The following is a 23,235-nucleotide window of genomic DNA, read 5'->3' on the forward strand; positions in this document are numbered from 1 at the left end:
TCAGGCGCGCGCCGCCTGGGCCAGCGCCTCGTCGCGCAGGCGCAGGTATTCGCCTTCGGGCACGGGCGCCGCATCGGGCTTGCCCAAGTCGTTCATCGCCAGGCGGTAGGTTTCGCGCGCGGTGAAGCACGCCGCGGCCGAGATCACGGTGATGCCGAAGGCCAGCGCCCCCACCGTCATCCAGATGTTGGTCGATCCCGGAGGCGCCACGGTCGCGAAGATGGCCGGCAGCATGGCAGTGATGGCCGTGCCCACGTTCTGCGAGATGGCCATGGCCGACACGCGGGTGCGGGTGGGGAACAGCTCCGGATAGAAGCTGGGGAAGACCGCGTTGTAGCCCTGGTAGACGATGCCCCACATCAGCAGCGACATCACGATGGCCAGCGCCACGCTGCCGATGCTGATGGCATACAGGTAGCCGAAGGCGAGCAGGCCGGACAGCAGCGCACCCACGATCATCGGCGGGCGGCGGCCGATCTTGTCCGAGAGGTTCCCCACCATCGGGATCACCAGCACGGCCAGGATGTTGCCCAGCACGGGGATCCACAGGTACACGTCTTTGTGGAAGCCGATGCCGTAGGCGGGCTGCACCGCATAGGCGGCGCCGAAGATGGTGGCCACCACCGGGATCACGTTCATCAGCGACATCAGCACCACGCGCAGCATGTCGGGGCCGTGATGCCTGAAGGCCTCGGTCACGGGCGAGCGCGGCTTGGCAGTGCCTTCCTGGGTGAAGGCGGGCGTCTCGTCCACTTCGCGGCGGATGATCCAGCCGACGATGATGACGACGAAGCTCAGGATGAAGGGCACGCGCCAGCCCCAGCTGTTGAACTGCTCGGTGGGCATGTAGTGCGCCAGCGGCAGGAAGACGGCAGCAGCCAGGATCTGGCCGGCCTGCACGCCCTGCAGCGTGAAGCTGGCGAAGAAGCCGCGGCGGCCGAAGGGCGCGTGCTCAAGGATCATGGAGCTGGCCCCCGAGATCTCGCCGGCGACGGCGAAGCCCTGCACCAGACGGCACAGCACCAGCAGCGCGGGCGCCCACAGGCCGATCTGGTCGTAGGTGGGCAGCAGGCCCACGGCGATGGTCGAAAAGCCCATCAGGAACATGCACAGCACCAGAACCTGCTTGCGGCCACGGGTGTCGCCCATGTGGCCCAGCACGAAGGCGCCGATGGGGCGGGCCACGTAGCCCACGCCATAGGTGGCCAGCGAGGCAATGATGGCGATGGCCGGGTCGCCCTTGGGGAAGAAGATCTGCGGAAAGATCAGCGAAGCGGCCGTGGCATAGATGAAGAAGTCGTAGTACTCCAGCGCCGAGCCGATCCAGCCGCTGGCCGCGGCCTTCTTGGACTGGCGCCGGCCTTCCGGCTCGTGCACGTGGGAAGAGGTGGACATGGTGCGAGGTCTCCGCTTTGGTGTGTGACGTGTGGTTGTGGAACGGGGAAAAAAGCAAGCGGCCGCGCCTGGCTCAGGCCTGCGCCTGGGCGGCCATGCGCGCCGGGCTGTTGGCCGCGCCGTAGCCGTCGTAGAAATCGATGCGCTGCACCACCTCGAAGAACAGGCCTTCGTCCGCGGCACGGGTGTAGATGTGCAGGAAGTCGCCATCGGCCGAGCGGTCGAACAGCACGCCCGCCTCGCGCATGCGCGCCAGCAGCGCCGGCTCGATGTCGAAGCGCGTGGGCAGGTCGTCGTAGTAGTTGGGCGAGATCGGCAGGAAGTCCACGCCCTGCGCGCGCAGCTGCGCCACCGAGGCGAAGATGTCGTCGCTCGCGAAGGCGATGTGGTGCACGCCGCCGTCGCCGCGCCGGCCCACGGTGCGCGCCGTGAGGGTGCGGCTGCTGAGCGAGGCGTTGAGCACCAGCCGCACGCTGCGCGTCCGGTCGGCCGCGGCGCGGCTGCGCACCAGGCCGAAGGGATCGGCCAGCTCCAGGCTCTCGGCCAACGACAGGCCCAGCACGGCGCGGGTGAACAGCGTCCAGGTGTCGTACTGCTCCAGGCTCAGGCCCAGCGCCACATGGTCCACGCGGCGCAGGCCGGCGTCGACCGGCGCCGCATCGTCCACCTCGGGCAGGAAGTCGGCGGCGAAGAGGCCATCCGGGCCCAGGCGCTCGTCGACGAAATGCATCAGGTTGCCGCCCGGCGAGACGATGGCCGGGACCTCAAGCTCGCCCGGGCCCAGCGGGCTGCGGTGGCGCTGTGAGCGCAGGGCGATGGCGCGGTCCTGCGCGGCCTGCGGCTGCGCGGTGCGCAGACCCAGTGCGCAGACCGAGGGGCCGTGCAGCTCGAAGCGGCTGCGGGCGAAGGACGCCGGTTCGGCATTGACGATCAGCGCGATGTCGCCCTGGCGGTACAGCGTGGCGGCCTTGGAGCGGTGGCGACCGGCACGGCGGAAGCCCAACTGATGCAGCTGCGCGTCCAGCTGCGGGGCGGTGGCCTCGTCGGCGGCGAATTCGATGAAGGCGACCCCGGCGAACTCGGGCGCGGCCGGCGGCTCGGCCAGCTCGCGCACCGCCAGCACTGCGGCTGCGCGCGGATCGGGGCGCGCCGCAGCGGCACGGGCGGCCAGGCGCGGACGCACCTGGCTCTCGAGGTACTGCAGCGAGCGCATCGCGTCCACCGCCGTGCGGCGGTTGGGCGTCTCGCGGAACATGTCGTTGAAGATCTCCAGCGACAGCGGGCCGCTGTAGCCGGCCAGCAGCACCTGCTCGTAGAAGCCGACGACGTCGAAGTCGCCCTGTCCCGGGAACACGCGGTGATGGCGTGCCCACTGCAGCACGTCCATGGACAGCAGCGGCGCATCGGCCATCTGCAGGAAGAAGATCTTGTCGCCCGGGATCTCGGCGATGCCGGCCGGGTCGTCTTGCAACGAGAGGGTGTGGAAGCTGTCCAGGATCAGGCCCAGGGCCGGATGATCGGCACGGCGCACGATGTCCCAGGCCTGCCCGTAGCGCGAGGTGTGCCGGCCCCAGGCCAGCGCCTCGAAGCCGACGCGCAGGCCGCGGCGGGCGGCGCGCTCGGCCAGCGCGTGCAATTGCTCGGCGGCGAGGTCGGGCTCGTCCACCGACAACGGCGAGGTGTTGGAGCAGCACAGCATCAGCGGCGCGCCCATGGCCTGCATGAGGTCGAACTTGCGCTCGGCGCGGTCCAGGCTGCGGGCGAACAGGCCGGGCGGCATGGCCTCGAAATCGCGGAAGGGCTGGAACAGGTCGATCGTCAGGCCCAGGTCGGCGGCCATGCGGCCCAGGGCGGCGGCCATGCCCGGGAAGTGCGTGAAGTCGGGCTCGAACAGCTCCACCCCGTCGAAGCCCGCGGCCGCCACGGCCTCGAGCTTCTGGCGCAGCGTGCCGCTGAGGGAGACGGTGGCGATGGAACGGCGCATGGCGGGGCGAAGGGTTGCAGCGGGAGTGCGATTGGACATCAGGCAACCCGTGGGACCGGGCCGCGATGGCCGCGACTGTAGGAAGACCCCCACCCCTGCGACAACGCCGCACCCGCCCATCCCGAGCGATCAGCGAACCGGCGCGTTCGATGATCGAACGCGAGCGGGGTTAACCCTAGCGAACCGCGGCTGGCGCGAGCAGGGTCCGGTGCAGCGTCACGGCCTCACGCACCAGCGGATGCAGGGCGGGCGCGCCCGCATCCACAGCCGCCAGGAAGTCGGCCCGCATGCGCGGCGCCCAGAACTTCCTCAGGTGCTCGGCGATTCCCGCCAGCGCTTCCTCGTGGTCGGGCTGGGCGGCGAAGAAGTCGCCGATGCGGTTGGCCATGCGCACGAGGTTGTCGTCAGCGTCCATCGGTGGCGGCCTCCAGGTGGGCGATCTGCTCGGCGTTGAAGCGGGCGTAGTCGCGCTGCCAGGCCGAGCGCTGCTGCGGCTGCGTGACGGGCGCCACCTGCACCGCCGTCACCTTGTACTCGGGGCAGTTGGTGGCCCAGTCGGAGCTGTCGGTGGTGATGACGTTGGCGCCCGACTCCGGAAAGTGGAAGGTGGTGTAGACCACGCCGGGCTGGATGCGCTCGGTGACGGTGGCGCGCAGCACGGTCTCGCCGGCGCGGCTGCGGATGCCGACCCAGTCGCCGTCGTGGATGCCGCGCTCCTCGGCATCGTGCGGATGGATCTCCAGCCGGTCTTCGCTGTGCCACTGGTTGTTGGGCGTGCGCCGCGTCTGCGCGCCCACGTTGTACTGCGACAGGATGCGGCCGGTGGTCAGCAGCAGCGGGAAGCGCGGCGTGACCTTCTCGTCCGTGGCCACGTACTGCGTGACGATGAAGCGGCCCTTGCCGCGCACGAAACGGTCGATGTGCATGATCGGCGTGCCGATCTCGGGCGTGCTGTCGTTGCAGGGCCACTGCAGGCTGCCGTGCTGGTCCAGCTTGTCGTAGCTGACGCCCGCGAAGGAGGGCGTGAGCGCCGCGATCTCGGCCATGATCTCGCGCGGATGCGTGTAGTGCATCGGGTAGCCCAGCGCATTGGCCAGCAGCTGCGTCACCTCCCAGTCGGCGTACTGGGCCAGCGGCGGCATGACCTTGCGCACGCGCGAGATGCGGCGCTCGGCGTTGGTGAAGGTGCCGTCCTTCTCCAGGAAGGAAGAGCCGGGCAGGAACACGTGGGCGTACTTGGCCGTCTCGTTCAAAAAGATGTCCTGCACCACGATGCATTCCATGGCCGAGAGCGCCGCGGCCACGTGCTGCGTGTTGGGGTCGGACTGCACGATGTCCTCGCCCTCGCAGTACAGGCCCATGAAGCTGCCGCCCAGCGCGGCGTCGAACATGTTGGGAATGCGCAGGCCCGGCTCGGGGCTCAGTTCCACGCCCCAGGCGGCCTCGAACTGGCTGCGGGTGGTGGTGTCGCTGATGTGGCGGTAGCCCGGCAGCTCGTGCGGAAAGCTGCCCATGTCGCAGCTGCCCTGCACGTTGTTCTGGCCACGCAGCGGGTTCACGCCCACGCCCTCGCGCCCGACCATGCCGCAGGCCATGGCCAGGTTGGCGATGCCCATCACCATGGTGGAGCCCTGCGCATGCTCGGTCACGCCCAGGCCGTAGTAGATGGCGCTGTTGACGGGCCGGCCCGTCTTCACGCCCTCGGCATTGCCGGTGGCGTACAGGCGCGCCGCACCGCGCACCACGGCCGCGTGCACGCCGGTGACGGCCTCCATGGCCTCGGGCGAGTTGTCCGGGCGGGCGACGAAGTCCTTCCAGGCGTTGAAGGACTTCTCGTCACAGCGCTCGGCGATGTAGTCGTCGGCCAGCAGGCCTTCGGTGACGACCACATGCGCCAGCGCGCTGATCAGGGCCACGTTGGTGCCGGGCTTGAGCGCCAGGTGGAAGTCGGCCTGCAGGTGCGGGCCTTTGACCATCTCGGTCTCGCGCGGATCGACCACGATCAGGCGCGCGCCCTGGCGGATGCGCTTCTTCATGCGCGAGGCGAACACCGGATGCGCCGCCGCCGGGTTGGCGCCGATCACCAGGATGACGTCGCTCTTCTCGACCGACTTGAAGGTCTGCGTGCCGGCCGAGGTGCCGAAGGTCTGGCCCAGGCCATAGCCGGTGGGCGAATGGCAGACGCGCGCGCAGGTGTCGACGTTGTTGTTGCCGAAGGCCGCGCGGATGAGCTTCTGCACCAGGTAGGTCTCTTCGTTGGTGCAACGGCTGGAGGTGATGCCGCCGATGGAATCCTGCCCGTGCTTGGCCTGGATGCGGCGGAACTCCGAGGCTGCGTGGGCGATGGCCTCTTCCCAGCTGACCTCGCGCCACGGGTCGGTGATCTTGGCGCGAATCATGGGCGTGGTGATGCGGTCCTGGTGCGTGGCATAACCCCACGCGAAGCGGCCCTTGACGCAGCTGTGGCCCTCGTTGGCCTTGCCGTCCTTCCACGGGACCATGCGCACGACCTGCGTGCCTTTCATCTCGGCTTTAAAGGCGCAGCCCACGCCGCAGTAGGCGCAGGTGGTGATCACGCTGTGCTCGGGCTGGCCCAGCTCGATGACCGACTTCTCCTGCAGCGTGGCGGTGGGGCAGGCTTCGACGCAGGCGCCGCAGCTCACGCATTCGCTCTCCATGAAGGGCTGGTCCTGCCCCGGCGAGACGCGCGACTCGAAGCCGCGGCCGCTGATGGTGAGCGCGAAGGTGCCCTGCGTCTCCTCGCACGCCCGCACGCAGCGGTTGCAGACGATGCACTTGGACGGGTCGTAGCTGAAGTAGGGGTTGGACTCGTCCTTGGCCGACGCCAGGTGATTGGCCCCGTCAAAACCATAGCGCACATTGCGCAGGCCGGTGACGCCGGCCATGTCCTGCAGCTCGCAGTTGCCGTTGGCCGAGCAGGTGAGGCAGTCCAGCGGATGGTCGGAGATGTAGAGCTCCATCACGCCCTTGCGCAGCTTCTGCAACTTGGGGCTCTGGGTGCGGACCTTCATGCCCGCCTCGGCCGGCGTGGTGCACGAGGCCGGGAAGCCCTTGCGCCCCTCGATCTCGACCAGGCACAGCCGGCAGGAGCCGAAGGGCTCCAGGCTGTCGGTGGCGCAGAGCTTGGGCACCTGCACGCCGGCATCGACGGCGGCGCGCATCAGCGAGGTGCCCTGCGGCACGGTGACGGACTGGCCGTCGATCTCCAGCGTGACTTCCTGCGTGGACTCGCGCAGCGGCGTGCCGTAGTCGGTGGTCTTGAGGTGGTCGAGCATCGGGGGCTCCTTGCGGGTCTCGTTCGTTCTTAGGTGCAGGGCGCGTCAGGCGACGGCGCCGGCCGGAGCCTGGGCGGCGGCGGCTGGCTGCAGGCCGAAGTCCTCGGGGTAATGGTCCAGCGCGGACAGCACCGGGTAGGGCGTCATGCCGCCCATGGCGCACAGCGAGCCGGCCAGCATGGTGTCGCACAGGTCGCGCAGCAGCTCGACCTGTTCATCCTTCGCCGTGCCTGCGCGTGCCGTGATGCGGTCGATGACCTCGACGCCGCGCGTCGAGCCGATGCGGCAGGGCGTGCACTTGCCGCAGGATTCGATTGCACAGAATTCCATGGCGTAGCGCGCCAGGCGCGACAGGTCGGCCGTGTCGTCGTGCACCACGATGCCGCCGTGGCCCACCACGGCGCCCATGGCGGCGTAGGCCTCGTAATCGAGCGGCACGTCCCACTTCGACTCTGGTACGTAGGCGCCCAGCGGGCCGCCGACCTGCACCGCCTTCACCGGCCGGCCCGAGGCGGTGCCACCGGCCCAGTCGGTCAGCAGCTCGCGCAGGGTGACGCCGAAAGCCAGCTCCACCAGTCCACCGCGCCGCACGTTGCCCGCGATCTGGATCGGCAGCGTGCCATGCGAGCGGCCGACACCGTAGTCGCGGTAGAAGGCCGCGCCCCGCGCCAGGATGATGGGCACCGAGGCGAAGGTGATGACGTTGTTGATCACCGTCGGCTGGCCGAACAGGCCCGACAGTGCCGGGATCGGTGGCTTGGCGCGCACGATGCCGCGCTTGCCTTCCAGGCTTTCCAGCAGGGCCGTCTCCTCGCCGCAGACATAGGCACCCGCGGCCATGCGCACCTCGATGTCGAAGGCGCGGCCGCTGCCCAGCACGTCGGGCCCCAGGATGCCGGCGGTGCGCGCGATGTCCACCGCCTCGCGCAGCGTGCGCACGGCGAAGGGGTATTCGGAGCGCACGTAGATGTAGCCCCGCGTGGCGCCGGTGCTGATGCCGGCGATGGCCATGCCCTCGATCAGCACGAAGGGGTCGCCCTCCATGACCATGCGGTCGGAGAAGGTGCCGGAGTCGCCCTCGTCGGCATTGCAGACCACGTACTTGTGGCTGGCCGCGGCCGAGGCCACCGTCTTCCACTTGATGCCGGCCGGGAACGCCGCACCGCCGCGCCCGCGCAGGCCCGAGTCGGTCACCTGCTGCACCACCTCGGCGGCCGGCATGGCGAGCGCGCGGCGCAGGCCCAGCAGGCCGCCGTGGGCTTCGTAGTCGGCCAGCGACAGCGGATCGGTGAGGCCCACGCGCGCGAAGGTCAGGCGCTGCTGGCGCTTGAGCCACGGCAGTTCGTCGACCACGCCCAGCGAGAGCGCATGCGCGCCGCCCTGCAGCCAGCCGGCGTCGAACAGCGCCGGCACGTCCTCGGGCACGACCGGGCCGTAGCCCATGCGGCCCTGCGGCGTCTGCACCTCCACCAGGGTTTCGAGCCAGAGCATGCCGCGCGAGCCGTTGCGCACGAGGCGCACCGACAGGCCGCGGGCCGTGGCCTCGCGTTCGATGGCGGCAGCCACCTCGTCGGCGCCGACAGCCAGGGCGGCGCTATCGCGGGGTACGTAAACGGTGATGGCGTGCATCGAACTTCCTCCGGCTTCGCCTGCGGAGTGCACGTCGTTCGGGACGGCCGGGCGGGCGCTCATACATTCACCTCCGCGTCCATGCAGGCGCCGATCACGCGATCCAGCCGCTCGGGCGAGAGCCGCGCATGCGGCCGGCCGTCGAGCATCGCCGCGGGCGACTGGGCGCACAGGCCCAGGCAGTAGACGGGCTGCAGCGTCAGCGACCCATCGGGCCGCGTGCCGCCGCCTTCGGGCAGGCCCAGGCCCTCGCACGCATGCTGCCAGAGCGCGTCGGCGCCCATGGACTGGCACGCTTCGGCGCGGCAGACCTCCAGCATATGGCGGCCGGCGGGTTCGCTGCGGAAGTGGTGGTAGTAGCTGATGACGCCGTGCACCTCGGCGCGCGAGAGGTTGAAGCCCAGGGCGATCTCGCCCACGACCTCAGGCGGGACGCAGCCCAGCGTGTCCTGCACGTCGTGCAGCGCGGGCAGCAGGCCGCCGCGCTGCAGGGCGTGGCGGGCGACGATCTCGCGGACCATGGCCAGGCGCGGATCGGCGGCTTCGGCGGGAGCGCGGCCCAGCTGGCGCAGTCGGTCGCGCAGTTCGTCGGGGGTGGCGAGCACGCGTTCGCTTCGGACGCGCGCGGGGCCGGCGGGTGGGGTCGGAATCTGGGCCATCGTGGGGCGGGCACCAGGCGCTCGGATGCCGCGCCGCATGCGCGTGGACGGCGGCCGGCCGGTGACGCTGGAGTTGTCTCGGCGGGAAGTGTGCGCGCGGGGGGGTGCCGGTCGCAAATTGCTTCGCGACATGGGGCGATTCAGGGTTTGAATGGGCTGGGCCTGCAGCGTGAATGGCACTCGGGATTGGGCTCTCTTTCTGGGTCTCCTGTTCGCGTCCGGGCCCGGGGTCCGGGGTCCGGGGTCCGGGGTCCGGGTCCGGGTCCGGGTCCGGGTCCGGGGTCGGGGTCGGGGTCGGTGCGCGAGAAGCAGGGGCACCAACCCGGCAGAGGACGCCGGCATGCGCGCTCCCGGTGCACGCTCGCGCCGACCGGCTTGCCTCACGACACGGGCGCTCGCTCTCCACCGACGCGCCTTGCTCACTGCACGGCGCCGCGAATGGCACCTCCGCACGCACACCGTCATCCCCCGCCTCGACGCTGCGCGCGAGCCCTCCCTTTCCGGGCTTTGGGGCCATGGGCTATGGGCTATGGGCTATGGGCTATGGGCCATTAGGGTGCTGGAGGCAATGCAGGTCAGTCACCCCCCTACCCTTCGGGCTGAGCCTGCCGAAGCCTCGCCCCTGATGTTTGCACTGAGGCGGAACAGGATGGCCGAGCCGTGGCGCCGCGCGCCGCTCTGTCCTTTGACAAGCTCAGGGCGAACGGGATGAGGGCCGGGGCAGCCGAACCGGCCGTTCGGGCGCACTGTCCAGGCGGAGGGTGCCGGTGTGCGTGCGGAGGTGCCATTCGCGGCGCCGTGCAGTGCGGCAGGCGCGTCGGTGGAAAGCGAGCACGCATGTCGTGAGGCAAGCCGGTCAGCGCGAGCGTGCACCGGGAGCGCGCATGCCGGCGCCCTCTGCCGGGTTAGCGCCCCAGCCACTCGCGCGCCCCGACAACGCTCCACCAACAACCAGCAAGCACCAAGCACCAAGCACCAAGCATCAAAGACCAACCGGCAACCGCAATCCAGCCAAGGCCCTTGAGCGCGAGATCGCAAGACCAGAGCCCTCAGCGCCCGATGTTGAACAGCCAGAGAAAGAAGCGCCCCACCATCACCAGCAGCTCCCACAGCGCCCGCAGCGCATCCAGCAGCCCGACGTCAGGCGGCACCACAACCACGCCCTCCGACACAGCGCACGGCCGTCACGCCTCCAGCGCCCCGCCATGCGCCCGCAATTCGGCCAGCCACTCCGGCGACTGCAGCAGCCCCAGCGCCGCCTCCAGCGCCCGCGAAGGCCGCACCGCCGCCGGCGCCATGAAACCCAAGGGCGTGCGCACGGTCGGCCCCACCAGCGGCTGCGCCACCAAGCCGGGCTGGCCGCGCACGGTGTCGACCATCGCGCCTGGCAGCACCGCGCACACGTCGCCCGCCTGCACCGCCAGCACCAGCGTGAGCACGGAATTGGTCTCCACCGCCGGCGCCACGCCCGTCGCACCGGCCTCGGCGAAGGCGGCGTCGACGATGGCACGGTTGTGCATCTCGGGCGTCAGCAGGCACAGCGGCAGCGCTGCGGCCTCGGCCCAGCCGATGGACGGGCCCCGCGCCATCATCCTGGTCGTTGGCGCGTCGTTGGGCCGGCGCAGCAGAAAGTAATGCTCCTCGATCTGTGGCCAGGTCTGCAGCGCCTTCGCAGCCGGTCCCTGCCGGCCGGTGTAGCCCAGGGCCAGGTCGATGGCCAGGTGGTCGAGCCCGGTCTCCAGCTCCAGCGAACTCATCGACAGCACCGTCGGCACGATGCCCGGGTGCCGCGCCCGTAGCCGCGCCGCAAAACGACTGAGCAGCGGAATGGCCGTGGGCACGGCCGCCATGCGAAGGCGCCCGCGAGGCTGGCCGGCCTCGCTGCGCAACTGCTGCTGCAGCCGCTCGTGCTCGTGCAGCATGCGGTGGGCGCTGGCCAGCACCTGCTCGCCCTCGGGCGTCAGGCCCGCATAGGCCCGGCCGCGGCGCACGATGGCCACGCCGAACTCGGCCTCCAGCGCACGCATGGCATTCGACAGCGCCGGCTGCGTGATGTGGCAGGCGACGGCCGCCCGGCCGAAGTGCCGGTGCTCGGCCAGGGCGGCCAGGTAGCGCAGGGAGGCGAGGATGTTCATGCGTCGGCAGGGCGGCAAGGCAGGTCAGCCACGGCCGATGATCGCCGGGCTTCCTTGCAAATCGATCGGCCGCCGATCAATTTGCAATGACGGCGAGCGGCACCTGGCCGCCCACCCGGCTGACACGATCAGGTGTTCTTGCTCACCGTGATGGTCGGAAACTTGGACGAGAAGTCCTTGGCCTTGCCCGCGATGCCCATGGCCACCTGGCGGGCGACGGCCTTGTACAGGCCGGCGATCTCGCCGTCGGGATCGGCCACCACGGTGGGCTTGCCGCCGTCGGCCTGCTCGCGGATGGTCATGGCCAGCGGCAGCGCACCCAGATAGGCCATGTTGCGCTCGGCCGCCATCTTCTTGCCGCCCTCGTGGCCGAAGATGTGCTCCACATGGCCGCAGTTGGTGCACACGTGCACGGCCATGTTCTCCACGATGCCGAGGATGGGCACGCCCACCTTCTCGAACATGGTGATGCCCTTGCGGGCGTCGAGCAGGGCGATGTCCTGCGGCGTGGTGACGATCACCGCGCCGGTGATGGGCACGCGCTGGCTCAGGCTGAGCTGGATGTCGCCGGTGCCGGGCGGCATGTCGACCACGAGGTAGTCGATGTCCTTCCAGTTGGTCTGGCGCAGCAGCTGGTCCAGCGCCTGGGTGGCCATGGGGCCGCGCCAGATCATGGCCTGGTCGGGGTCGACCAGGAAGCCGATGGACATCAGCTGCACGCCGTGGCCTTCCAGCGGGTCCATGGTCTTGTCGTCGGGGCTGGTGGGCCGGCCGCTCACGCCCATCATCATGGGCTGGCTGGGGCCGTAGATGTCGGCGTCGAGCAGGCCCACGCGCGCACCTTCGGCGGCCAGCGCGAGCGCCAGGTTGGCGGCGGTGGTGCTCTTGCCCACGCCGCCCTTGCCCGAGGCCACGGCCACGATGTTCTTCACGCCCGGCAGCAGCTGCACGCCGCGCTGCACGGCATGGGCGGTGATCTCGGTCAACACGTTGACCGACACGTTCTCGACGCCGGGCACGGTGCGGGCTGCGGCCACCAGCGCCTTGCGCAGCGCCGGATGCTGGCTGCGTGCCGGGTAGCCCAGCACCAGGTCGAAGGCGACGTCGCCACCGTCGATCTGCAGGTTGCGCACGGCCTTGGCCGCCACGAAGGACTGGCCGGTGTTCGGGTCCTGGACGCTCTTGAGCGCGTCGAGCAGGCCCTCGGGGGTCACGGTCATTGGATTTGGCTCCTCAATTGGGCGGCGAGTCTACGGGGCAGCGGCCGGCCGCTGCCGCGGAAGGGACAAGCCGCCTCAGCACCGGCAGCTACGTCAGCCGGCGCGGGCGGCCGGCTCGCCCGACACACGGGCAGTCGGCGCCCCGCGACGTCGGCCTCGCTGGCCCTGAGACGCCCAGTGCAGCGCCAGGCCCAGCGCCAGGGCCATGTAGCCCAGGCCCCCGGGCACCCACATCACCAGGCCGGCGATCTGCTGGTCGGTGAGCGGATCGAGGCCCCAGGCCCGCGCACCAGGCGCCTGCAGCGCGTACAGCGGCTGGCCGGCGAAGGTGAGCAGTGCACCCAGCAGGCCGGTGTGGGCCAGCGTGGCCAGCACGGCCAGCAGCGCGGCGCCGCGCCGCTCCGCCGGCGCATGGACGGCGTGGCGGAAGAAGGCGAAGGAGGCCGCCACCAGCGCCGCCGTGGCGGCCCAGTGCACCAGGGCGCTGGTCAGCGTGGCGGCATAGACCGCCGGCAGGTGCCACAGCCACAGCAGGCCGCCGTGCAGGGCCGCCGCCAGCGGCAGCGCCGTGCGCGATTCCCGGCGCAGGGGCGTCCAGCCGAGGGCCAGCAGCGCGCAGCCCGCCACCATCACCATCAGCTGCACCATGTGCGCGCCGGCCAGGGTGGCGGCCAGGCGGCACAGGGGCGACAGCAATGCGAGCGCCAGAAGGGCCAGCCCCGCCAGGCGCCAGCGGCGGGCGCTGCCCTCCGGCAGGCCTGACTTCGCCGTCGGCCGAAGCGCATGGAACGCCAGTGCCAGCAGCGGCAGCACCATAGCCGGCGCCAGGCTCCAGGCGGCCCACCAATCCTGCGGCAGCGCGGGCATGGCGCCGAGGGTGCACAGACGGATCAAATCGATGGGCATGGCGGCATTCCTCGGAGTCGGTCAGAGACACGGCGGCAGCCGCAGCAGCGGCAGCGCCACGAAGACGGTGGACGCGGCCGCCAGCGCATGCAGCAGTGCCGCCATGAAGGCGATGAAGCGCCGACGTTCAAGACGCTGGTCGAAGGCGCTTTCGGGCACCTCACCGCCCGGCGGCTGGTCGGCCTCGGCCTGCCCCACCGCATCCACCGGTCGTGCCGGTCGACGCGGGCCGGCCGGGTCCAGCCGACGCAGGACCCGGGCATGGCGCAGGCAACGCCAGGCGGCCAGCAGCAGCAGGACCAGGGTGGCCAGCGTGCCGCCGATCAGCGCACCGTTGACCCCGTTGCCGGGCCCGGTTGCACCGGCCGCCCAGCCCGCCGCGCACGCCACCGACACCCCGCCGTACACCCCCACGAACCACAGCGACCACAACGCGAATCCCAGCGCCAGCTGCCAGGGACTGTCCGGCGACAGCCAGCGCGGCATTCGACGCGCGACGAGCTGGCGGCGGCCCGTCATGCCCACCCCCGCGGCACCAGCGCGAAGGCCAGCCAGGCGACGGCACAGGCCCCCGCCGTGTAGTGGCAGAAGGCCGCCACCACCCCGGGCTCATAGGGGCGCCGCAGCCCCACATGGCCCGCCCGCACGCGCGCCGCCTGCATCAGCGCCAGCACGCCGGCCAGCAGCGTGTGGAAGCCCAGGTAGAGCAGCGTCACGGCGACGATGGCATCGTGCGCCTGCAGATGCGGACGCAGGTCGAGCGTGGCGCCCAGCAGCGCCAGGCCGGCTGACGCACCCAGCGCCAGCAGCCCCGCGGCAGCCAGGCGCCACGCAAGACCGCCACCCTCTCCCTGCCGCAGCCGCCCGACCCCATTGCCCATCAACCCGCTCGCCGCCACCGCCAGCCCGCCGACGGCCAGCAGCGGCCACAGCCCCAGCACGGGTTTCGCCGGCGCATGCCAGCCGGGCGCCACTGTCCACAGGTAGAACCAGCCGAAGAGCAGCGAGCTGAAGAAGGCGCCATCGGCCAGCAGGGTGAACTTCATGCCCCAGAGCCCCGGCCCGTCGAAACCGTGCGTGTGCGGGCGCAGCAGCACGCCATGGACCTCGGTGACCGCCTCCTCTTCCTCATGCGGCGCGCCATAGCCCGGGTGGTCGCCATTGACCCAGGACCAGCGCAGCAGCACCAGCGCCGCCGCCGCGCCGAAGAGCGCGGCCAGCCCGTAGGCCTTGAGCAGCAGGCAGATGCACAGGAGCGCGATCAGCAGCGCCGCCTGGAAGGGCAGCCAGCTGTTGCCCGGCAGCACGATGAGCTCGGTGGGCCGGGCGGCCACGGGGCTGCTGCCCAGCGTCTCGCGCGCCGCCACGCCGCGGGCCAGCGCGTGCCGGCCGGCGGCGATCTCGGCGGGCAGGCCGGGCCGCGTCCACAGCGGATGCCGCGTGTGCACGGCCGGCTGGCTGGCGAAGTTGTAGGCCTCGGCGGGCGTGGCCGTGGCCCATTCCAGCGTGTCGGCCTTCCACGGGTTGACCTCGGCGCGGCGGCCCAGGCGCCAGTGCAGCGCCAGGTCCAGCAGCACCGTCACCACGCCGAAAGCCATGACGAAGCCGAACACCGACGAGACGAGGTTGGGCCATTCCCAGCCCAGCCCCGGCTCGTAGGTGTACACGCGCCGCGGCATGCCGAGCAGGCCCGTCCAGTGCATCACCAGGAAGGTGCCGTTGAAGCCGATGACGGTGAGCCAGAAGCCCGCGCGCGACAGCCGCTTCGACGGCATGCGTCCGCTCATGTGCGGCAGCCAGTAGTACAGGCCTGCGAGCAGCGGGAACAGCATGCCGCCCACCAGCACATAGTGGAAGTGCGCCACCACGAAATGCGTGTCGTGCACCTGCCAGTTGAAGGGCACCAGCGCCAGCATCACGCCCGTCAGCCCGCCGGCCACGAACACCACCAGGAAGGCCGCGATCCACAGCATGGGCACCTCCCAGCGCGGCCGGCCGGTCCACAGCGTAGCGAGCCAGGCGAAGATCTGCACCGCCGTCGGAATGCCCACCAGCATGCTGGCCGCCGAGAAGAAGGCCTGCGCCAGCGCCGGGATGCCCAGCGTGAACATGTGGTGCACCCACAGGCCGAAGCTCAGGAAGCCGATGCCGATCAGCGAGGCCACCACCCAGCGATAGCCCACCAGCGGCCGGCCCGCAAACACCGGCACCATGGTGGAGATGAGCCCCGTGGCGGGCAGGAAGATGATGTAGACCTCCGGATGGCCGAAGAGCCAGAAGAGGTGCGCCCACAAGAGCGGATCGCCGCCGCGCGTCGGATCGAAGAAGGCCCAACCGGCGGAGCGTTCCAGCTCCAGCAGCAGCGAGCCCAGGATCAGTGGCGGAAAGCCGATCACGATCATCAGCGAGGTGACCAGCATGGCCCAGGCAAACACCGGCATGCGCTGCAGCGCCATGCCGGCCGAGCGCGTGCGCAGCACCGACACCGCCAGCTCGATGGCGGCCGCCATGGTGGAGATCTCCACGAAGGTGATGCCGATGAGCCAGAAGTCCGAGTTGATGCCCGGCGAATAGGTATTGCTGGACAGCGGCGTGTACATGAACCAGCCCGCGTCGGGCGCCAGCTCGAAGGCAAGGCTGCTGGTGAAGATCACGCCACCGAACAGGTAGCACCAGTAGCCGAAGGACGACAGCCGCGGGAAGACCAGGTCGCGTGCGCCGATCATCTTTGGCAGCAGGTAGGCGGCGATGCCCTGCAGCATGGGCACGGCGAAGAGGAACATCATCAGCGTGCCGTGCATGGTGAAGGCCTGGGCGTAGGCCTCGGCGCCCATGAAGTCGTGCTGCGGCAGTGCCAGCTGCGCCCGGATGAGCATGGCCAGCACCCCCGCGATCAGGAAGAAGGCGCCGCCGGTGAGCATGAAGCGCTGCGCGATGGTGCTGTGGTTGACCGCCGCCAGCACGCGCCAGCCGGCCGGGTTGCGCCAGGTCTCGTGCAAGGCGCGGTGCAGGGCGTCGTCGGCCTGCTGGTTGGTGGCCTCGCTGGTGGGTTGTTCGCGCTCGGTCATGGGCGGGCCTCCGATGCGGGGGCGGTCGCCACGGCAGGCGTACGGTCAGCGGCCAGGGCCGGTGCGGTCTTCAGCCAGACGTCGAAGTCGTCAGCCGGCATCGCCTGCACCACCATCGTCATGTGCGCATGGCCGTGGCCGCAGAACTCGGCGCAGACGCCGCGGTAGGTGCCGGGCGCATCCGCCTGCAGCCGCACGACCAGCGTGCGGCCCGGCACGGCGTCGAGCTTGCCGCCAAGCCGCGGCACCCAGAAGCCGTGGATCACGTCGGCGCTGCGGGTGTGCACATCGACCGCGCGGCCGGCGGGCAGGCGCAGTTCGTTGCGCAAGCGTTGGCCCGTGTCGGGGTAGTGGACCTCCCACCACCACTGGTGGCCGGTCACCTCCACCCGCAGCGGCGCAGCGGCCGCACCGGGCCAGGGCAGCTGGTGGAAGCCGGCGGGCGAGCCGAAGAGCAGCAGGGCCGTGATGGCCGCGCCCGGCAGCAGCAGGCCGCCGCCGACGAGGCAGCGACGGGCGATGCGGCGCTGGCGGGCGCCGTCCTCGACCCGACGTGCCTCCCGGCCGGACCGACGTTCGCCCTCTTCGACCCCCGGCCATTCGCCCTTGCCACCGCTGCGGTCACGACCGGCGCGCATGGCCAGCGCACCCAACACGATCATCAGCAACCAGATCGCAGCCGCCACGCCGAACATCCACCACCACACCTGCGCGATGGCGCCGGCCGAAGGCCCGGCCGGGTCCAACACCGACAGCGGTCCCCGGCATCCGCCGAGCAGCGGCAGCAGCCCGATGCCCACAATGGCCGCATGAGCGCCGCACCTCCGAGCCCGACCCTGCCCGACCCCATCCGAAGCCGCGCGGCCATCGCCGGCCATCCGCTGCATCCCATGCTGATCCACTTTCCCGTGGCGGCGCTGATCGGCCTGGTGGGCACCGACGGTGCCTGGTGGTGGACGCAGGACCCGTTCTGGGCCCGCGCCGGCCTGTGGCTGGCGGGCGTGGGCGCGGCCGGCGGCTGGATCGCCAGCATGGCCGGTCTGATCGACCTGCTGACGGTCAAACGCATCCGCCGCCTGGTCACGGCCTGGGGCCATGCCATCGTGGCCGTGATGATGCTGTCGCTGGCCACGTTGAACTGGGCGCTGCGCTGGCGCGCGGACGACCCGGCCCAGTGGCTGTGGCCCTGGGGCGCGGGCATCACGCTGTTCACCGCCGGCTTCATCGCCTTGGCGGCCTACCTGGGTGGACGGCTGGTGTACGAGAAGGGCGTGGCGGTCGACATGACCTGAAGCCGGCAGGGATAGCCAGCGCCGCGCGGTGGAAGTGAAACCGCCGCTCATGGCAACGCCCCGTCGAGGCCGGGCTTGCGCAGCACCAGCCACGCGATCGCCAGCAGCAGCGGCAGCAGCAATGCGCCGACGAGCAGTGCGGCGCGCCTGGCGGACTGGCCGCGCTCCACCCGCAGGATCAGCAGGCCGAAGCTGGCATGGCCGAGCGCCAGCAGGCCGACCAGCACCAGCTTGGCCAGCAGCCACAGCCCCAGCGTGCCCTGCACCACGAAGATGAGCGTGCCCGAGCCGATGGCGACCAGCGCGGCCGGCGTGGCCACCCAGATGAACAGAGCGCGCAAGATCTCGTCCTGCGGATCGCCCAGCGCCGCCGGTCGCCGCCTGGCATCGCCTGACGCTGCCGCGGTCGCCAGGGGCAGATAAAGCAGCGAGCCGCACCACAGGATGACGGCGCCGATGTGGAGGATCTTCAGCCAGGGCATGGAATCCTCGCGGCACAAGGCCGGCACCCGCTGCAGGGCGCTGCCGGCGTGCAGAGCCTGGGACGCCGAGGCGGCATGCCCAGCAGGGCCGACGCGAGGATTCGGCGCAGCGCGATCACCGCACGTCCACCGGGGCGTCGCGGCCCTTGGCGGCGGGATGGGGCGCGCCGGTGGCGTCGCCCTGCTCGCTCACCTTCTCTCCATCGTGGCTGCCGGACTCATCGGACGGCGGCAGGTCCGCATCCTGCGCCTGCGCGGGCAGGCGGCGCCGGCTGCCCGGCTTCAGACGGCCTTCTTCCTCCCGCTTACGCGCCTGTTCACGGCTGCCGGTGGTGGCCGCGCGCGTGCGCGGCGTGTTCGTGGACATCGCCAGACCCCTTGCTCGAAACGGGCCGGCACCATGAATGGCGCCGGCGGGTTCGGGTCAGGTCGCGTGTCCTGTAGTTGTGTGTTGCGGCGACGGCACCCCGGGCTTCCCTGCGCCTGATCGTAGGCAGCGGGGTCGCCGCGGGCTGTCGGACAAAGGGGCCAATGGGCGCGCGGGCGAACGGCCCGGCGACAAGGCTCGACGGGCGACGGAGCGGGCCATGCCTGGGCATCCGGGGAACCGGCTTCGTCAGGCCTACGGGTGCGCCCCCTCCAGGCCGAAGGCGCGAGGGAGGTGAGCCGCGAAGCGGCTCGGGGGGTGCTTCATCTGGCCGCCAGCATCTCGCCCATGCGCTGGTGGATGAGGTTGACCGCCTTCAGCGGCCGGAGCATGACCTTGAACTGGGTGATGCGGCCTTCGGCGTTCCAGCTGATGATGTCCACGCCGTTGACCTCGATGCCGTCGAGGGTGACGGCGAACTCCAGCACCGCATGGTCGGCCGCGATGGTCTCGCGCACGTAGCGGAAGCTCTCGTTGAAGAAGACGTGGAAGGCCGCCGTGAGGTAGGCGCTGACGATGGGGCGGCCCACCTGCGGCGTGTGCACCACGGGCGAGTGGAAGACCGCGTCCTCGGCCAGCAGGGCCCAGAGGCCGGCGCTGTCGTGCGTCTGCACCAGGCGGTGCCATTGGGCCAGGGCGGCGGGGTGCGTCATGGGGTGTCTCCGGTGGGCGCGGGCGGCCCTGTTATTGGGGACACGGAAGGTAGCGCAGCCGGCCCCGCGACGGCCGTCCGCTGGGTGACAGCGGTCGGCCGCCGGCCCCGGGCGCCAGGACGGACGGGCCAGACCGGCGCTCAGCCGGCGTCGATGCCCAGGTCCGCACACACCTTCGCCAGCGTGGCCTTGAGGGTGGCGACCTCGGCTTCGAGCCGGTCCACCCGCAGGCGCAGGGCTGCCGTCTCGCCCGCATCGCCCCCGGCCACCGGCGCGGCAGCACCCACCGCCGGCACCGCCATCAGCTCGGCCGCCACCGGCCCGCTCAGCAGATGCGCCCACCGGCTCTCGCGCGCGCCCGGCAGGCGCGGCAGCTTGACCACCAGCGCGCCGGCCGGACGCTCGGCCATCTCGTCTAGGAAGCCCTCCACCGACGAGATGTCGGCGAAGTTGTGCATGCGGTCGCTGGCGATGCGCAGTTCGCCCGCCGTCTGCGGGCCGCGCAGCATCAGCACTGCCAGCAGGATCACCGACTGCGAGGGCAGCCGCAGCACGCGGTCGGTGTTGTGGCCGTAGCGCATCGCGCGGCCGCCGCTGCTCTCATCGACCAGGCTGCGGCGGCGCAGGCTTTCCAGCGCGTCCTGCACCTCGGCCTCGCCCAGTTCCATCACCGGGTGTCGACTGGTCTTCTGGTTGCAGCCGGCGAGCAGGCTGTTGAGCGTGAGCGGGTAGCTGTCGGGCACGGTTCGCTGCTTCTCGATCAGCACGCCGAGCACCCGCGCCTCGGAAGGCGAGAGGATGGGCAGGTTCTGTTCCGTCGTCATGCACCCCCCTTGATGCGGGCCACCAGCGCCTTGGTGAAGGCGATGGTGTTGGCGCCGCCACCCAGGTCGCCCGTGCGCACGTTGTCGACGTTGAGCGTCTGGTCGATGGCGGTGCGCAGACGGTCGGCCAGGTCGACACGCTTCACGTGGTCCAGCATCTGGGCCGCGGCCAGCATCAGCGCGATGGGGTTGGCGATGCCCTTGCCGGCGATGTCCGGGGCCGAGCCGTGCACCGCTTCGAAGATGGCCGCGTCGGCACCGATGTTGGCGCCGGGTGCCATGCCCAAGCCGCCCACCAGCCCGGCCACCAGGTCGGACAGGATGTCGCCGAACAGATTGGTGGTGACGATCATGTCGAACTGCCAGGGGTTGAGCACCAGCTTCATGGCGCAGGCGTCCACGATCATGGTCTCGAACTGGAACTTGCCCTGGTACTCGGCGGCGTAGAGCTGCTCGGCCGTCTCCAGGAAGATGCCCGTCAGCGCCTTCATGATGTTGGCCTTGTGCACCACCGTCACCTTCTTGCGGCCCTGGGCCACGGCGGCCTCGAAGGCATAGCGCAGGATGTGCTTGCAGCCCTGGCGGGTGTTGATGCCGGTGGCCATGGCCACGGCGTGCGGGTCGTCCTCGATGCGGATGTAGTGCTCGTGGCCGATGTACAGACCTTCGAGGTTCTCGCGCACCACCAGCAGGTCGATGTCGTCGAAGCGACCGCCGGGAATGATGGTGCGCGCCGGCCGCACGTTGGCGAAGAGCTGGAAGGCCTCGCGCAGCCGCACGTTGGAGCTGCGGTAGCCGCCGCCCGAGGGCGTCTCCAGCGGGCCCTTGAGCGCCAGCCGCGTGCGGCGGATGCTCTCCAGCGTGGCCTCGGGCAGCGGGTCGCCCGAAGTCCTGACGCCGCCCAGGCCGGCGATCTGCGGGTCCCACTCGAAGGGCGAACCCAGGGCGTCGAGCGCGGCCAGGGTGGCTTCCATGATCTCGGGGCCGATCCCGTCGCCGGAGATCAGGGTGGCAGGAATGCGGGGGGTGGTCACGGGGCTTCCTCCTTCGGGGTCTGCGGGCAAAGCTGCAAGCATACGGCTGCGATGCGGCCCCAAACCTAAAATGCCCGACCCTGCCAGCCCGCGGCGCCCTGCCGCGGCACGGCCGGCCCCATCCGCGAGACCGACATCCATGCCCGCAGCGCGCAAGCTCTTCGTCACCACCGCCCTTCCCTACGCCAACGGCAAGTTCCACATCGGCCACATCATGGAATACATCCAGGCCGACATCTGGGTGCGCTTCCAGCGGATGAACGGTGCCGAGGTCAACTTCGTCTGCGCCGACGACGCCCACGGCGCCGCCATCACGATCGCCGCCGACAAGGCGGGCATCACGCCCCAAGCCTTCGTGGCCGAGATCGCGGCCGGCCGCAAGCCCTATCTCGACGGCTTCCACATCGCCTTCGACAACTGGCATTCGACCGACGCGCCCGAGAACCACGAGCTCGCGCAGCAGATCTACCGCGACCTGAAGGCCGCCGGCCTGATCGAGACCCGCCCGGTCGAGCAGTTCTACGACCCCGAGAAGGGCATGTTCCTGGCCGACCGCTTCATCAAGGGCGAGTGTCCGAACTGCCACGCCAAGGACCAGTACGGCGACAACTGCGAGGTCTGCGGCGCCGTCTACGCGCCCACCGAGCTGATCAACCCCTACTCGGCGCTGTCGGGCGCCAAGCCAGAGCTGCGCAGCTCCGACCATTTCTTCTTCAAGCTGTCCGACCCGCGCTGCGAGGCCTTCCTGAAGGAATGGACCACAGCCCCCGGCCATGTGCAGCCCGAGGTGCAGAACAAGATCCGCGAGTGGCTGGTCAAGAAAGAAGACGGCACCGGCGGCCTGGGCGACTGGGACATCAGCCGCGACGCGCCCTACTTCGGCATCGAGATTCCCGACGCGCCGGGCAAGTACTTCTATGTCTGGCTCGATGCCCCGGTGGGCTACCTGGCCTCGCTCAAGAACTGGCTGGGCAAGAAGGGCGAGGACTACGACGCCTACATGGCCCAGCCCGACCTGGAGCAGGTGCACTTCATCGGCAAGGACATCATCACCTTCCACACCCTGTTCTGGCCCGCCATGCTGCATTTCAGCGGTCGCAAGGCGCCGGACGGCATCTTCGTGCACGGCCACCTGACGGTGAACAACGAGAAGATGAGCAAGAGCCGCGGCACCGGCATCGACCCGCTGCAGTACCTCGGCCTGGGCCTGAACCCCGAATGGCTGCGCTACTACATCGCCGCCAAGCTCAACGGCCGCAACGAGGACATCGACTTCAACCCCGAGGACTTCGTTGCCCGCGTCAACAGCGACCTGGTGGGCAAGTTCATCAACATCGCCAGCCGCTCGGCCGGCTTCATCGCCAAGCGATTCGGCGGCCAGCTGGGCACCGTCTCCGTCGACGGCGAAGAGCTGCTGGTGATGCTGCGCGCTGGCGCCGACGACCTGCGCCAGCTCTACGACGGCCGCGACTACGCCCGTGCCCTGCGCGAGGCGATGGCCCTGGCCGACCAGGTGAATGCCTACGTCGACGCCAATAAGCCCTGGGAACTGGCCAAGCAGGCCGGCCAGGAGGCGCGACTGCACGACGTGTGCACCACCTGCATCGAGGCCTTCCGCCTGCTCACGCTCTACCTCAAGCCAGTGCTGCCGGCGCTGGCGGCGCAGGTCGAGGCCTTCCTGAACATCGGCCCGCTGCAGTGGGCCGACGCTGGCCACGCGCTGGGTGCCGGCCATGCCATCGGCGACTACAAGCACCTGATGACGCGCGTGGACCCGAAGGTGCTGGAGCAGCTCTTCACCCCGCCCGCCCCCGCCGCGGCGCCCGCGGCCGACGCAGCGCAGGACCTGCCCGGCGGCGAGGCGGTGGCGCCCACCATCGGCATCGACGACTTCGCCAAGATCGACCTGCGCATCGCCAAGATCGTGGCGTGCGAGAAGGTCGAAGGCTCGACCAAGCTGCTGCGGCTGACGCTGGACGTGGGCGAAGGCAAGACCCGCAACGTGTTCAGCGGCATCGCCTCGGCCTACCAGCCGGAACAGCTGGTGGGCAAGCTCACCGTGATGGTCGCCAACCTGGCGCCGCGCAAGATGAAGTTCGGCGTCAGCGAAGGCATGGTGCTGGCCGCCAGCCATGCCGACGAGAAGGCCCAGCCCGGCATCCATGTGCTGGAGCCCTGGCCGGGGGCCCAGCCGGGCATGCGGGTGCGCTGAGCGCCGCGCGGCCCCCGCT

19 protein-coding genes are annotated in these 23,235 nt (G+C 70.6%); 2 read left to right on the top strand and 17 right to left on the bottom strand.

Annotated elements, in window-relative coordinates; translation table 11 throughout:
• The 12 genes from BXA03_RS22685 to coxB all read right to left on the bottom strand — a co-directional run bounded on the left by BXA03_RS22685 (position 1) and on the right by coxB (position 17,092).
• Entirely contained in the window at positions 1 to 1,395 is a 1,395-nt protein-coding gene (locus tag BXA03_RS22685; RefSeq protein ID WP_076511456.1) for an MFS transporter, read from the bottom strand.
• A 73-nt stretch (positions 1,396 to 1,468) separates the two neighbouring features.
• On the bottom strand, positions 1,469 to 3,379 hold the full coding sequence (locus BXA03_RS22690) for a bifunctional sugar phosphate isomerase/epimerase/4-hydroxyphenylpyruvate dioxygenase family protein (protein ID WP_076511457.1): 1,911 nt from the start codon (positions 3,377 to 3,379) through the stop codon (positions 1,469 to 1,471).
• Between the two features lie 175 nt (positions 3,380 to 3,554).
• Positions 3,555 to 3,794 carry a formate dehydrogenase subunit delta gene (locus BXA03_RS22695; RefSeq protein WP_076511458.1) on the bottom strand — a complete coding sequence of 80 codons (240 nt, stop codon included), beginning with the start codon at positions 3,792 to 3,794 and terminating at the stop codon, positions 3,555 to 3,557.
• Positions 3,784 to 6,675: a formate dehydrogenase subunit alpha gene (gene fdhF / locus BXA03_RS22700; protein ID WP_076511459.1), complete on the bottom strand. Its 2,892-nt coding sequence runs from the start codon at positions 6,673 to 6,675 to the stop codon at positions 3,784 to 3,786. The genes BXA03_RS22695 and fdhF overlap by 11 nt, the downstream gene beginning before the upstream one ends.
• Positions 6,676 to 6,720: 45 nt before the next feature.
• The gene (locus tag BXA03_RS22705) at positions 6,721 to 8,304 is read right to left on the bottom strand and encodes a formate dehydrogenase beta subunit (protein ID WP_076511460.1); all 1,584 of its coding nucleotides are present in this window, start codon (positions 8,302 to 8,304) and stop codon (positions 6,721 to 6,723) included.
• A 59-nt stretch (positions 8,305 to 8,363) separates the two neighbouring features.
• Entirely contained in the window at positions 8,364 to 8,963 is a 600-nt protein-coding gene (locus tag BXA03_RS22710; protein ID WP_083716302.1) for a formate dehydrogenase subunit gamma, read from the bottom strand.
• 1,184 nt (positions 8,964 to 10,147) lie between these two features.
• Positions 10,148 to 11,098, bottom strand: coding sequence for a LysR family transcriptional regulator (locus tag BXA03_RS22715; RefSeq protein ID WP_076511461.1), 951 nt, complete (start codon positions 11,096 to 11,098; stop codon positions 10,148 to 10,150).
• Positions 11,099 to 11,226: 128 nt separating this feature from the next.
• Positions 11,227 to 12,318 carry an iron-sulfur cluster carrier protein ApbC gene (gene apbC / locus BXA03_RS22720; protein ID WP_076511462.1) on the bottom strand — a complete coding sequence of 364 codons (1,092 nt, stop codon included), beginning with the start codon at positions 12,316 to 12,318 and terminating at the stop codon, positions 11,227 to 11,229.
• Between the two features lie 93 nt (positions 12,319 to 12,411).
• Positions 12,412 to 13,224 carry a cytochrome c oxidase assembly protein gene (locus BXA03_RS22725; RefSeq protein ID WP_076511463.1) on the bottom strand — a complete coding sequence of 271 codons (813 nt, stop codon included), beginning with the start codon at positions 13,222 to 13,224 and terminating at the stop codon, positions 12,412 to 12,414.
• Positions 13,225 to 13,245: 21 nt separating this feature from the next.
• The gene (locus BXA03_RS22730) at positions 13,246 to 13,743 is read right to left on the bottom strand and encodes a hypothetical protein (protein ID WP_143476422.1); all 498 of its coding nucleotides are present in this window, start codon (positions 13,741 to 13,743) and stop codon (positions 13,246 to 13,248) included.
• Positions 13,740 to 16,292, bottom strand: coding sequence for a cytochrome c oxidase subunit I (gene ctaD, locus BXA03_RS22735; RefSeq protein WP_076511465.1), 2,553 nt, complete (start codon positions 16,290 to 16,292; stop codon positions 13,740 to 13,742). Before ctaD ends, BXA03_RS22730 begins: the two co-directional genes overlap by 4 nt.
• The gene (coxB, locus tag BXA03_RS22740) at positions 16,289 to 17,092 is read right to left on the bottom strand and encodes a cytochrome c oxidase subunit II (RefSeq protein WP_076511466.1); all 804 of its coding nucleotides are present in this window, start codon (positions 17,090 to 17,092) and stop codon (positions 16,289 to 16,291) included. The genes ctaD and coxB overlap by 4 nt, the downstream gene beginning before the upstream one ends.
• Before the next feature lie 9 nt (positions 17,093 to 17,101).
• Between coxB and BXA03_RS22745 the strand changes: the two genes are divergently transcribed.
• Positions 17,102 to 17,584 (top strand): DUF2231 domain-containing protein, encoded by a 483-nt coding sequence (locus tag BXA03_RS22745; protein WP_076511467.1) that lies wholly within the window; start codon positions 17,102 to 17,104, stop codon positions 17,582 to 17,584.
• A gap of 47 nt (positions 17,585 to 17,631) precedes the next feature.
• On the opposite strand, the gene BXA03_RS22750 is transcribed toward BXA03_RS22745, so the two are convergent.
• The 5 genes from BXA03_RS22750 to BXA03_RS22770 all read right to left on the bottom strand — a co-directional run bounded on the left by BXA03_RS22750 (position 17,632) and on the right by BXA03_RS22770 (position 20,944).
• Positions 17,632 to 18,066, bottom strand: coding sequence for a CopD family protein (locus BXA03_RS22750; protein WP_076511468.1), 435 nt, complete (start codon positions 18,064 to 18,066; stop codon positions 17,632 to 17,634).
• Between the two features lie 115 nt (positions 18,067 to 18,181).
• Positions 18,182 to 18,433 carry a hypothetical protein gene (locus BXA03_RS22755; RefSeq protein ID WP_076511469.1) on the bottom strand — a complete coding sequence of 84 codons (252 nt, stop codon included), beginning with the start codon at positions 18,431 to 18,433 and terminating at the stop codon, positions 18,182 to 18,184.
• A 323-nt stretch (positions 18,434 to 18,756) separates the two neighbouring features.
• Positions 18,757 to 19,146 (bottom strand): nuclear transport factor 2 family protein, encoded by a 390-nt coding sequence (locus BXA03_RS22760; RefSeq protein ID WP_076511470.1) that lies wholly within the window; start codon positions 19,144 to 19,146, stop codon positions 18,757 to 18,759.
• 140 nt (positions 19,147 to 19,286) lie between these two features.
• Positions 19,287 to 19,970, bottom strand: a complete 684-nt coding sequence (locus BXA03_RS22765; protein WP_076511471.1) for a YceH family protein — start codon at positions 19,968 to 19,970, stop codon at positions 19,287 to 19,289.
• Positions 19,967 to 20,944, bottom strand: a complete 978-nt coding sequence (locus BXA03_RS22770) for an isocitrate/isopropylmalate dehydrogenase family protein (protein ID WP_369822462.1) — start codon at positions 20,942 to 20,944, stop codon at positions 19,967 to 19,969. Before BXA03_RS22770 ends, BXA03_RS22765 begins: the two co-directional genes overlap by 4 nt.
• A 199-nt stretch (positions 20,945 to 21,143) precedes the next feature.
• Here BXA03_RS22770 and metG point away from each other — a divergent pair, with 199 nt between their 5' ends.
• Positions 21,144 to 23,216: a methionine--tRNA ligase gene (gene metG, locus BXA03_RS22775; protein ID WP_076511473.1), complete on the top strand. Its 2,073-nt coding sequence runs from the start codon at positions 21,144 to 21,146 to the stop codon at positions 23,214 to 23,216.
• The last annotated feature ends 19 nt before the right edge of the window (positions 23,217 to 23,235 follow it).

It is taken from the genome of Pseudacidovorax sp. RU35E, from assembly GCF_900156165.1.
GTDB lineage: Bacteria > Pseudomonadota > Gammaproteobacteria > Burkholderiales > Burkholderiaceae_C > Xenophilus.

Bases quoted from the DNA above. Each gene is read 5' to 3' on its own strand.
- BXA03_RS22745 (WP_076511467.1), top strand. From the start codon at position 17,102: ATGAGCGCCGCACCTCCGAGCCCGACCCTGCCCGACCCCATCCGAAGC.
- BXA03_RS22750 (WP_076511468.1), bottom strand. From the start codon at position 18,066: ATGCCCTGGCTGAAGATCCTCCACATCGGCGCCGTCATCCTGTGGTGC.
- BXA03_RS22765 (WP_076511471.1), bottom strand. From the start codon at position 19,970: ATGACGACGGAACAGAACCTGCCCATCCTCTCGCCTTCCGAGGCGCGG.
- BXA03_RS22770 (WP_369822462.1), bottom strand. From the start codon at position 20,944: ATGGAAGCCACCCTGGCCGCGCTCGACGCCCTGGGTTCGCCCTTCGAG.
- BXA03_RS22730 (WP_143476422.1), bottom strand. From the start codon at position 13,743: ATGACGGGCCGCCGCCAGCTCGTCGCGCGTCGAATGCCGCGCTGGCTG.
- BXA03_RS22715 (WP_076511461.1), bottom strand. From the start codon at position 11,098: ATGAACATCCTCGCCTCCCTGCGCTACCTGGCCGCCCTGGCCGAGCAC.
- metG (WP_076511473.1), top strand. From the start codon at position 21,144: ATGCCCGCAGCGCGCAAGCTCTTCGTCACCACCGCCCTTCCCTACGCC.
- BXA03_RS22695 (WP_076511458.1), bottom strand. From the start codon at position 3,794: ATGGACGCTGACGACAACCTCGTGCGCATGGCCAACCGCATCGGCGAC.
- apbC (WP_076511462.1), bottom strand. From the start codon at position 12,318: ATGACCGTGACCCCCGAGGGCCTGCTCGACGCGCTCAAGAGCGTCCAG.
- BXA03_RS22760 (WP_076511470.1), bottom strand. From the start codon at position 19,146: ATGACGCACCCCGCCGCCCTGGCCCAATGGCACCGCCTGGTGCAGACG.
- BXA03_RS22725 (WP_076511463.1), bottom strand. From the start codon at position 13,224: ATGCCCATCGATTTGATCCGTCTGTGCACCCTCGGCGCCATGCCCGCG.
- BXA03_RS22690 (WP_076511457.1), bottom strand. From the start codon at position 3,379: ATGCGCCGTTCCATCGCCACCGTCTCCCTCAGCGGCACGCTGCGCCAG.
- BXA03_RS22755 (WP_076511469.1), bottom strand. From the start codon at position 18,433: ATGTCCACGAACACGCCGCGCACGCGCGCGGCCACCACCGGCAGCCGT.
- BXA03_RS22705 (WP_076511460.1), bottom strand. From the start codon at position 8,304: ATGCACGCCATCACCGTTTACGTACCCCGCGATAGCGCCGCCCTGGCT.
- ctaD (WP_076511465.1), bottom strand. From the start codon at position 16,292: ATGACCGAGCGCGAACAACCCACCAGCGAGGCCACCAACCAGCAGGCC.
- BXA03_RS22710 (WP_083716302.1), bottom strand. From the start codon at position 8,963: ATGGCCCAGATTCCGACCCCACCCGCCGGCCCCGCGCGCGTCCGAAGC.
- BXA03_RS22685 (WP_076511456.1), bottom strand. From the start codon at position 1,395: ATGTCCACCTCTTCCCACGTGCACGAGCCGGAAGGCCGGCGCCAGTCC.
- fdhF (WP_076511459.1), bottom strand. From the start codon at position 6,675: ATGCTCGACCACCTCAAGACCACCGACTACGGCACGCCGCTGCGCGAG.